The organism is Sphingobacterium shayense (assembly GCF_013179575.1).
Classification (GTDB): domain Bacteria; phylum Bacteroidota; class Bacteroidia; order Sphingobacteriales; family Sphingobacteriaceae; genus Sphingobacterium; species Sphingobacterium shayense.
This window is the reverse complement of record NZ_JABMCQ010000026.1, coordinates 21,791-31,936: the sequence shown is the minus strand read 5'-3', so window position 1 is coordinate 31,936 and position 10,146 is coordinate 21,791. Positions and strand designations below refer to the sequence as shown.

Here is a 10,146-nt window from a genome sequence, read left to right as displayed (position 1 = left end):
GGTGGGAGTATGCAGTTCAGATAGAATCCCTTTTTCTTCGTTTTTAGTACCTACTAAGAAAAATGCCGCTGGATATTTTTGCGTATAATATGCAAAGTCTTCGGCGGCCATCCAGATAGGCATATCGATAACGTTAACGCCTCCAACCAACAACTCCGCTTGTTGTTTTAGGTGAGCAATAATTTCGGGACTATTGATGAGGGCGGGGTAGCCATGTTTGATGTCCACGTCTGCCGATGCTCCCATAGCAGAACTCTGCTCGAGGACGAATTTTTCGATTTGAATCAATGCTCGTTGGCGCCAATGCTCATCGGTCGTTCTAAACGTACCGGCTATATGTACCACACTGGGGATAACGTTTGCCGCCCCAAGTGCTTCGACACGACCAAAGGAAAGTACGGACGGGATACGCGGATCGGCGCTTCTTGATACAATCTGCTGTAAGCCAACTAACAATTGGGCGGTAATAGTGACCGGGTCAGTATTTAGCTGTGGTTGAGCGGCGTGACCGCCTTTACCATGTATATTGATGTATATCTCATCGGCTGAAGCCATAAAAATATCAGATTTAAATCCAAATTGACCTATCGGTAATTGCGGAGAAACATGCAAGCCAATTACCGCTTCAAGGTTTCTATTGTCGAGGATACCAGACTCAACGATCGCTTTGGCTCCTCCAGGAATTCTTTCTTCGGCAGCTTGAAAAATGAGAATAATATTTCCGTTGATCCTACATCGGGCACTCTGTAGTATTTTAGCGGTCGCGAGTAAGTTGGATGTATGGTAGTCGTGGCCACAAGCATGCATAGATCCGTTAATTTTCGAACAATAGTCGTGTGTATTTTCTTCATGTATTGGAAGCGCATCAATATCCGCCCGCAGCGCTACGCTACGATCACTTTTGCCGTTACCTTGGATGAATCCGATTACACCGGTAGGGGAGACAGCCTCAAAACGGATTCCCATTTGTGTCAGTTCCTGTTTTATGTACTCTGTTGTTTTATGCTCCTGAAACGATAGCTCTGGGTATCTATGTAGGTGTCGTCGCCAATTAGAGGCCTGACTAAGCAACTCTTTATATTCTTTCGGGCTTATTAAACTGTTTTCCATTCGTTTTTTCTAGGGCTTTTCGCACATTCTAAACAATTCCAATGAATTATTCTACAATAATACAAACGAACATTTGTAATTTGAAATTTAAAATTGTAATTTCGGGTACGTACACAATTTCAAACTAACCGTGTATTACTATCAATTATACTCATTTATCATCGATAAGCCATGCAACCCATCGATTACATTATTATAGTACTATTTTTTGCTTTACTGATTGGCATCGGTATATATAGCTACTTTAAAGTATCCTCCTCAGCCGACTTCTTTACGGCAGGTGGCAAGCTACCCTGGTGGCTGTCCGGGATATCCCATCACGTATCAGGATATAGCGGGGCGGTGTTTGTGGCTTATGCATCTATTGCCTACACCCACGGATTTGTGATGTACGTATGGTGGGCACTAACTATCGCTATTGCGATGATTGGAACGATTTTCTTTATAGCGCCGCGCTGGGCACGTCTTCGGCAGAAAACAGGGATACAATCGCCGACAGAATACTTGGCGACTCGTTATAATATTCCTACTCAGCAGCTCATGGCTTGGTGTGGCGTACTGGTAAAGCTTTTTGACGTAGGCGCAAAATGGGCAGCAGTGGGTATTCTGTTAAACGCATTTACCGGTATGCCAGTAAGCACCGGTATTGTGCTTTCTGGCGTTGTTACATTGTTTTATGTGACTCTCGGAGGGTTATGGGCAGACGTACTAAACGATTTTATGTCTTTTTTGATTCAAGTGGCGTCGGGACTAGTTATGTTTGTGGTTGTACTCTTAAGGCTTGGAGATGGCCCTAAGGGAGTATTTACAATGTGGGATCAGCTTCCCGACGACCATAGCAATTGGTTTAATGAACCTTATACAGTTGGTTTCGCAATGGCTTTTTTAGTGATTAATTTCTTTAGTTATAGTGGGGGAACCTGGAATCTGGCTACGCGTTTTATTTCCTCACCATCTGGTGGAGAGGCACGAAAGGCAGCAATACTATCTACCGTACTTTATTTAATATGGCCGCTTGTATTATTCTTCCCTATGTTCGCAGCCCCCATATTTTTCCCTAATCTGGCGAACCCGCAACAGTCTTATTCGATGATGGCAATGGAGTTTCTACCCGCAGGACTTTTAGGACTGATGGTAGCTTCGCTATTTTCCACGACGCTTTCGATGACATCTTCAGACGCCAATACAATTTCTTCGGTCATCACGCGTGATATTCTGCCCGTACTAAATAAAAAAGTGAAAGATTTCGATCGGCGCAAAATGCTTATTCTTGCTCGGGTAACAACCTTTAGTTTTATTGTCCTAACTATTATTATCGCCTTTAATGCGAATTCATTTGGCGGGGTAATCGGTCTGATAATCTCCTGGTTTGCGGCACTTTTGGGCCCGATCTCTATTCCAATGATTCTTGGTCTTCTTCCAGCATTCCGCCACAGTGGAAGCGGTGCGGCGTTGTTGTCGATTGTCGGGGGATTATTCACATTTGTCATACTCAAGCTGTTTGGTCAGGCCGGTCTTGCCGGTGAGCTAGCGGGTCCATTGTTGGTCTCATTAATTTTATACACGGGCTATGCTAAATTAATAAAAGCGCCCGTACCGGAGCGAGTCGATAGTTTGTTGAAATCAATTGACAGCGAGTAATCTTTTTTAAATGATAAATAAAGGGAATATGGATTTTAAACAAACGAAAAATATCCTGCCTGACCGCTTAACCGCTATTAAGGAGAATTTTGGAAAGTTGGAAAATTTGTATCGTGAGTATCTGTTTAACGATTACCTTCCGTTTATAGACCAGTATGTTTTTGATCATGAGCACGGTGGTTTTTGCTGTAGCTGCGGCTACCGTGGGGATCGTCTGTCCAGCAACAAGCGAACTTGGTACGATGCCCGAGGAGCATGGATATATGCGATTTTATATAGAGATCACGGCGTGGACTCCCAATATCTCGATAAGGCTAGGTTAACATTAATGCTACTTGAGAAAACGAAGGATGAAAAGCAGGTTTACTGGCCCTGGTCGTATAACCAGTATGGTCTAGATCTCAATGAGCGGCAAGGCGATATTTACGGTAATCTGTTTGTTGCCGAGGCTTACATTGCATATGGCAGTGCCGTGAAGGAAATCGATTTTCAAAAAAAAGGCAAAGCAATTTTAATGGACGTATATACGCTCATACAGCAGCCTTCTTACCGCTATATATTAGATTATGCCCCCGGTGGGCGCCAAGCTTCCGTCCAAGATGTACTAGGACACTGGATGATATTATTAAACGTAAGCTCCAGCTATCTAGAGGATCATGGTGATGACGAACAGATAATTGCGATTGTGGACCATTGTATAAATGCCCTTATGGAAAACCATTTTCAGCGGGAATGCGGTTTGCTTTTAGAGGTCAAGAGCGACCATAAGGCAAAAGGCGATATCGACTGGGATGATTTCGCATATCTCGGTCACGCGATCGAGGCGCTGTGGATGGTTATCAAAGAAGCCCATCGCAGGAACGATATTGCGCTTTTTGAGTTGGCAACAAAACGCTTTAGACGGCACGTTGAGGTTGCTTGGGATGATCTGTATGGTGGTTTTTTTCATTCGCTAGAAAGTATTGATAACTATCATTTTTTAACCGACAAAGTATTATGGGCGCAGCATGAAGTACTTATCGGGTGTACACTACTGATCGAAATACAAAACGACCCTTGGGCGTACCAATGGTTTGAAAAAACACTGACCTACCTGCAAACTTATTATGTGCAACATGAACTCCCATTTCGCCCTTGGCGGATCGGGGGAAACCGACGTACGGATGATCCGCAGACGGGTACACGAATTGAAAATTATCATCACCCTCGCCATCTGATGTTTGTGTTGGGGACTATAAATAGAATGTTTGACCAAAATAGAACTGATCATGATAATACAAAACGAGTTAACTAGGCGCAGGTTCCTGAAATCTGCTGCTTTAGCGTCAATGAGCGTTGGCCTGTTAAATCCACAAACCTCATTACTGGCCAATCCTTTTGGGTGGCCGGCGGCTTTGGGTAACGGCGGGCAGGGGAAAAAGGTAGGAATCATTGGCCTTGATACCTCTCATGCGGTGGCCTTCACCAAGACGCTTAATGCTGAGAATCCGGAGCCCCGTTTCAAAGGGTACCGGGTGGTCGCTGCATACCCCCAAGGGAGCAAAGATATTGTGTCCGCGACCGAACGGGTACCAGGTTATATTGAGCAGGTTAAAGCCCTAGGCGTCGAAATCGTCGACTCTATTGCGAGTTTATTAAAAAAAGTAGATGTAATTCTGCTTGAGAGCAATGATGGCCGCGTCCATCTAGAGCAAGCAGTACCGGTTATCCAGGCCGGCAAAACATTATTTATTGATAAACCTATTGCTGCGTCCTATAATGATGCAAAGAAAATATTCGAACTTGCCCGACAAAAAGGGGTTCCGATATTCTCTTCGTCTTCACTTCGCTATATGGAATCCATTAAACAGGTGCAATCGGGAAGTGTAGGGGCCGTTCTTGGAGCAGACACCTACAGTCCAGCACATTTAGAATCAACACATCCAGATTTCTATTGGTATGGAATACATGGTATAGAAATGCTTTTCGCGATCATGGGGACCGGCTGCGAATCAGTTATGCGTTTGCATACCGAGGATACAGATGTTGTGGTTGGTTATTGGGCGGATGGACGGCTAGGAACATACCGCGGCACGCGTTCTGGAAAATCGGACTACGGAGGGATCGTCTTCGGTGAGAAAGGGAATACGTACCTAGGTAAATTCGACGGGTACAATCCCCTTCTAGAGCAAATTATCAACTTTTTTGAATCTGGTGTTGCGCCCGTAAGCGCAGAACAGACGCTTGAAATCTGTGCTTTTATAGAAGCTGCTGACCAAAGTAAATCTAACGGAGGCACACTTGTAAAACTAAACAAAAATTAAATTTTACCTTATGGAAGAGTCACGTAGGAAATTTATTAAAAAGACACTAATTGGTACCACTGCACTTACTTTTGGCGGTGTATTACCGACGTTTTCAGCCAAAAGCTACGCAAATATTATCGGAGCGAATGAACGCCTAAATATTGCAATGATGGGAGTGAATGCTCGTGGAAAAGCGCTGGCAAGCAATTTTGCAATGCAACATAATGCGCAGATCGCATACATCTGCGACGTGGACAAGCGAGCGATCGATGCTTGTATGGTCGAAGTACAAAAAAGGCAACAATCGTTGCCCAAGACACAAGGGGATTTCAGAAGAGCGTTGGATGATAAGGATGTAGACGTACTTGTAGTTGCGACCCCTGATCACTGGCATGCTCCAGCGGCTATTCTTGCCTCTCAGGCGGGTAAGCATGTTTATCTTGAAAAGCCTTGTAGCCACAATCCCCATGAAGGAGAATTGCTGCTGCAAGCGGTAAAGAAGTACGGTAATGTTATTCAAATGGGCAACCAGCGCAGATCTTGGCCAAATGTTGCGGCGGGGATTGCTGAGTTACATGCTGGGGTGATCGGTAAGCCTTATTTCGCACGTACATGGTACACCAATAACCGCCCTTCAATTGGTATTGGTCAGCAGACGTCAGTTCCGGATTGGCTTGATTACGACCTCTGGCAAGGACCAGCGCCGCGCAAAGCATATCAGGACAACTATCTGCATTACAACTGGCACTGGTTCTGGCATTGGGGGACGGGGGAAGCGTTAAACAATGGAACACATTTTGTCGATTTAGCGCGATGGGGCCTACAGGTGGACTACCCGACAAAAGTGACCTCGAGTGGCGGACGTTTTGCTTATAAGGACGACTGGGAAACACCTGATACCCAAAATATTGGAATTGAGTTTGCCGATAAATCTATGATAAGTTGGGAAGGAAGAAGCTGTAATGGTCTTCCGACAGACGGGGCAACCGTAGGTGTAATATTCTATGGAGAAAAAGGTGCGCTGCAAATCAATGGGAACAACGGCTACCGGATATTTGATTTAAAAGGTGGTCTCGTAAAAAAGGTTGATGATGACACGAAAGTGGAAACCTCGAGTTTAACCAATCCTTCGCAGCAACTCGATGCAATACATATTCAAAACTTTTTCGCTGCTATAAAAGAGGGTAAAAGTTTAAATTCAGATATTACTGGTGGTTATAAGAGTACACTTTTGGTGCAATTAGGAAACATCGCCCAGCGGTCGGCAGAGACCCTTCATATTGATCCAAACACAGGCCATATAAAAAATAAAGGTCTAATGAAGAAATACTGGTCTCGGGAATATGAAAAGGGCTGGGAGCCGAAGGTTTAAATAATTCGTTTGCAAGAATAAGCTGCTGGTGAACATTTAGCTAATGTATGATGAATGTTTTTGGCTTCCGCAGGACAAATTAAAGCATTTTAGTTAAATTGGCGGAACCAGAAATATCAAAAGGTGTAACGTTTGTCGGTAGCTAGAAGCACTTCGGGCTTCAATAATATGCACTCATGATGGGCTTAATGTTATAATTAAAAATTTGCGTACGTCGCATATGGAAAATAAGGATAAAGAATTAGTAGGTGTCAAAGAAATCGCTCGGCGTGCCGGTGTTTCGATAGCGACCGTAGATCGCGTATTACACAATAGAACGGGCGTATCGCAAAAGACAAAAGAAAAGATACTCGCAATCATAAAGGACTTGGATTATAAGCCTAATATTTTAGCGCGGCGACTAGCCTCATCAAAGACGATGCAGTTATATACCCTGATTCCTGAAGTGTCCAAAGAAACGGATTATTGGGATGTGCCGCTGCAAGGAATAATTCAAGCAGAAAATGAAATAAAGCTATATAACGTAAAGGTAATAAGACTGTTCTATGATATGAACGATAAGCAATCGTTCATTAAGCAGGCAGGAACAATCCTGGCTTCTGATAACGTGGATGGGGTATTATTGGCGCCGGCTTTTCTCCAAGAGGCCGAGAACTTCACACAGGCCTTAACGAGAAAGAAAATACCTTTCGTATTTATAAATTCGGATATTCCTAGCCAAAAAAGCTTAAGCTATTTCGGGCCTGATCTATTTCATAGTGGGCGTACTGCAGCACATTTAGTTAATTACCTGGTAAGTGCGACCGACAAGTTTGCGCTACTGAATATTGCCAAGGACATTGAATCCGATCACCACATACTCCGTAAGGAAGCGGGATTTATGGACTATTTTCGTCGATTCAATCCCGAGCGTATTATCAAACGAAATTTTTACGACACGCGATATCCTGCGGTAAAAAAAGCTCTTGCATCGTTGCTGGCCGATCATCCTGATATTCGCCTACTCTTTGTCACCAATTCGCGCGTATCTCTGGTCGCAAAATATTTGGCTGAGGTTGAAAATAAGGAAATAAAACTTATCGGTTACGATTTTTTACCTACGAATGTAGCATACTTAAATAGCGGAACAATTGATTTCTTAGTTTGTGAAAAGCCGCAGGAGCAAGCTTATCGGGGGATAAAGGCGCTTTATCGTTTTATTATGTTTGAAGAAGCTCAGGATAAAGATTACCTTATGCCAATCGATATCATCCATAAAGAAAACCAACAGTTCTACAAGAATTAATAGAATTACGAGAAACACTGAGGTAGGCCTCTGTTTAAGTATCGGGTACCTACACAGTTGGTGAACAACCTAAAAAAGGAAGAAATATGAATGTAAATCAACATACCGTAGGAAAACTAAAAATAAGTGTACTACCTGACCGATTACGGTTGGGGAAGCTAGCGGCTGCTAAAGCTGCAGCACAAATTCGTTTGCTATTAGCTAATCAGCAGAACGTTAATCTAGTGTTCGCGTCGGCTCCTTCACAAAACGAGTTTTTGGAGGCTCTTTGTGCTGCAGATGGTATTGATTGGTCTCGAATAAGCGCCTTTCATATGGACGAATATATTGGGCTAGAGCCCGAACATGAGCAAAGTTTTGGCCGTTATTTGAAAGACCATTTGCTCGACCATGTGCCGCTGCGAACCATGAATTACATTCGTGGAAATGCCGCGAGTCCGGAACAGGAGTGCGTTCGTTACGAGAATCTTCTACGAGCGAATCCTATCGATATCGTTTTAATGGGAATTGGGGAGAATACCCATATTGCATTTAACGAGCCTCATATTGCGAACTTTAACGATCCATACTATGTAAAAATAGTAGACCTTGACGATACAAGCAGGATGCAGCAAGTACACGATGGTTGTTTTGCTACCTTTGATCAGGTTCCTTCCCGCGCAATTACTTTGACGGTACCGGCGTTGTATTCGGCGAGATCAATCTTTTGTATGGTGCCAGGAAGCTGGAAAGCCGATGCAGTTTATGCTACCCTTCATCATCCTATTAACTCGGACACTCCCGCAAGTATTCTTCGGCAGCATCGTAGCGCCGAATTATTTATCGATGAAGCTAGCGCGGAAAAGTTAAATTTGGTATGAAAAATATATTTTGCTTTATCCTAATATTGATGGTGATTCTTTCGGGATGTACGAATAAAGAGGATGCAAATCGTCGTCCTTGGCGATTAATGACTGTAGCACCAGGACATTTTCATGCATCATTGCTCCAAAAAACGATGTTAGAAGGTGTGGATTCAGTCTGCTACATATATGGTGCAAGTCAGCAAGATATACAAGGCCATTTAGACCTGTTGAACACCTATAACAAAAGACCCCAAATGCCTACATCTTGGGAGTCTAAGGTTTATATTGGATCGGATTTTTTCGAAAAGATGCTTGCTGAAAAACGGGGTAATATTGTCGTGTTGGCAGGAAACAACAAAGAAAAAACGAGCTATATTAATCAATCTGTTTTAGCTGGCCTAAATGTGCTTTCAGATAAACCTATGGTTATCGACGATAAAGGATTTGAACTCTTGAAAGAAGCGTTTACCAATGCCCAGAAGAAGGATGTACTCATCTACGATATTATGACCGAGCGGTATGATCCTAACATTGTCATGCAGTCACATTTGATGAAAGAATCTGCTATTTTCGGAACATTACAGAAAGGCAGCTTAGAGCATCCATCAGTTATTAAGAAGAGTAAACATCATTTCTACAAGGAAGTTTCTGGCAACGCGCTCACCCGGCCGCCATGGTACTATGATGTGGAACAAGAAGGCGAGGGGATTGTCGATGTTACTACACATATGATCGATTTGATTCAGTGGCAATGCTTTCCAGAACAGGTTTTTGATTATGCAAACGACATCCAAGTGCTGAAAGCTAGCCGTTGGCCGGTACGCTTAAGTAAGGATCAGTTTACCAAATCAACCCGTGTCGAAGAATTCCCAGAATATTTGAAGAAAAATGTTCGAGATGATAGTCTCTATGTTTCTGCGAATGGAACTATTGACTATACGATAAAGGACGTACATGCTAGCGTGGAAGTTGAATGGGCTTTTCAAGCGGTGCCTGGAGCAGGCGATACCCATTACTCGGAGGTACTTGGTTCCCGCTCTCGTTTAACAATTCGCCAAGATGCTAAGCAGAATTTTAAAGCAACTTTACGTATTGAGCCGCTTTCTGAAGTCGGTTTTTCCCAAAGGGAGCAAGAAGAGATGGCTATCAGCTTCAAGAGCTTGCAAAACAGGTTTCCTGGCTTGATTTTTTTAGCAGATGGCAAGAGTTACCGTGTAGAGATTCCCGATAGTTTGAAAACTTCGCACGAAGAGCATTTTGCAAAAGTAGCCGAAAAATATTTGTCTTATCTTGCTGATGGACACATGCCCGAATGGGAGAGGAGCTATATTTTGTCAAAGTATTACGTGACAACTCAGGCGCTGAAATTGGCAAAGGAGTAAGTTTTTAAAAATAAGTGGCATGTTGGCGAATAATTCAAGACTATCTTTTTTCTTTCACACGATTTATTACACAGTTTTTTTCATCTATCAAGGGGGGCGGGTACGGCAAAGACAAGCGTTTGCTTCGATAGTGCCATCTTGTCCAATGTATTAACAATTATTAACAATTATTCTTCTTTAAATATTGGTAACTTGACTTTCAGCGCGTTATAGCACGTTGAGTTTA

At 43.2% G+C, this 10,146-nt stretch carries 8 protein-coding genes; 7 read left to right on the top strand and 1 reads right to left on the bottom strand.

Features of this window, described 5'->3' with window-relative positions; translation table 11 throughout:
- Positions 1-1,110: M20 metallopeptidase family protein (locus HP439_RS05290; RefSeq protein WP_172389300.1), on the bottom strand; the 1,110-nt coding region annotated here is incomplete at its 3' end.
- 171 nt (positions 1,111-1,281) lie between these two features.
- Here HP439_RS05290 and HP439_RS05285 point away from each other — a divergent pair.
- The 7 genes from HP439_RS05285 (at position 1,282) to HP439_RS05255 (ending at position 9,920) form a co-directional block, all read left to right on the top strand.
- Complete coding sequence (locus HP439_RS05285) at positions 1,282-2,751, top strand: sodium:solute symporter family protein (protein WP_172389299.1); 1,470 nt, start codon at positions 1,282-1,284, stop codon at positions 2,749-2,751.
- A 28-nt stretch (positions 2,752-2,779) separates the two neighbouring features.
- The gene (locus HP439_RS05280) at positions 2,780-4,045 is read left to right on the top strand and encodes an AGE family epimerase/isomerase (RefSeq protein ID WP_172389298.1); all 1,266 of its coding nucleotides are present in this window, start codon (positions 2,780-2,782) and stop codon (positions 4,043-4,045) included.
- Positions 4,020-5,054, top strand: coding sequence for a Gfo/Idh/MocA family protein (locus tag HP439_RS05275; RefSeq protein ID WP_172389297.1), 1,035 nt, complete (start codon positions 4,020-4,022; stop codon positions 5,052-5,054). The genes HP439_RS05280 and HP439_RS05275 overlap by 26 nt, the downstream gene beginning before the upstream one ends.
- Before the next feature lie 10 nt (positions 5,055-5,064).
- Positions 5,065-6,408 (top strand): Gfo/Idh/MocA family protein, encoded by a 1,344-nt coding sequence (locus HP439_RS05270; RefSeq protein ID WP_172389296.1) that lies wholly within the window; start codon positions 5,065-5,067, stop codon positions 6,406-6,408.
- Between the two features lie 220 nt (positions 6,409-6,628).
- Positions 6,629-7,693, top strand: coding sequence for a LacI family DNA-binding transcriptional regulator (locus HP439_RS05265; protein ID WP_172389295.1), 1,065 nt, complete (start codon positions 6,629-6,631; stop codon positions 7,691-7,693).
- 86 nt (positions 7,694-7,779) lie between these two features.
- Positions 7,780-8,553, top strand: a complete 774-nt coding sequence (locus HP439_RS05260; protein ID WP_172389294.1) for a glucosamine-6-phosphate deaminase — start codon at positions 7,780-7,782, stop codon at positions 8,551-8,553.
- Positions 8,550-9,920, top strand: a complete 1,371-nt coding sequence (locus HP439_RS05255; RefSeq protein WP_246229256.1) for a putative oxidoreductase C-terminal domain-containing protein — start codon at positions 8,550-8,552, stop codon at positions 9,918-9,920. Before HP439_RS05260 ends, HP439_RS05255 begins: the two co-directional genes overlap by 4 nt.
- Positions 9,921-10,146 lie beyond the last annotated feature (226 nt).

Bases quoted from the DNA above. Each gene is read 5' to 3' on its own strand.
- HP439_RS05285 (WP_172389299.1), top strand. From the start codon at position 1,282: ATGCAACCCATCGATTACATTATTATAGTACTATTTTTTGCTTTACTG.
- HP439_RS05280 (WP_172389298.1), top strand. From the start codon at position 2,780: ATGGATTTTAAACAAACGAAAAATATCCTGCCTGACCGCTTAACCGCT.
- HP439_RS05275 (WP_172389297.1), top strand. From the start codon at position 4,020: ATGATAATACAAAACGAGTTAACTAGGCGCAGGTTCCTGAAATCTGCT.
- HP439_RS05270 (WP_172389296.1), top strand. From the start codon at position 5,065: ATGGAAGAGTCACGTAGGAAATTTATTAAAAAGACACTAATTGGTACC.
- HP439_RS05265 (WP_172389295.1), top strand. From the start codon at position 6,629: ATGGAAAATAAGGATAAAGAATTAGTAGGTGTCAAAGAAATCGCTCGG.
- HP439_RS05260 (WP_172389294.1), top strand. From the start codon at position 7,780: ATGAATGTAAATCAACATACCGTAGGAAAACTAAAAATAAGTGTACTA.
- HP439_RS05255 (WP_246229256.1), top strand. From the start codon at position 8,550: ATGAAAAATATATTTTGCTTTATCCTAATATTGATGGTGATTCTTTCG.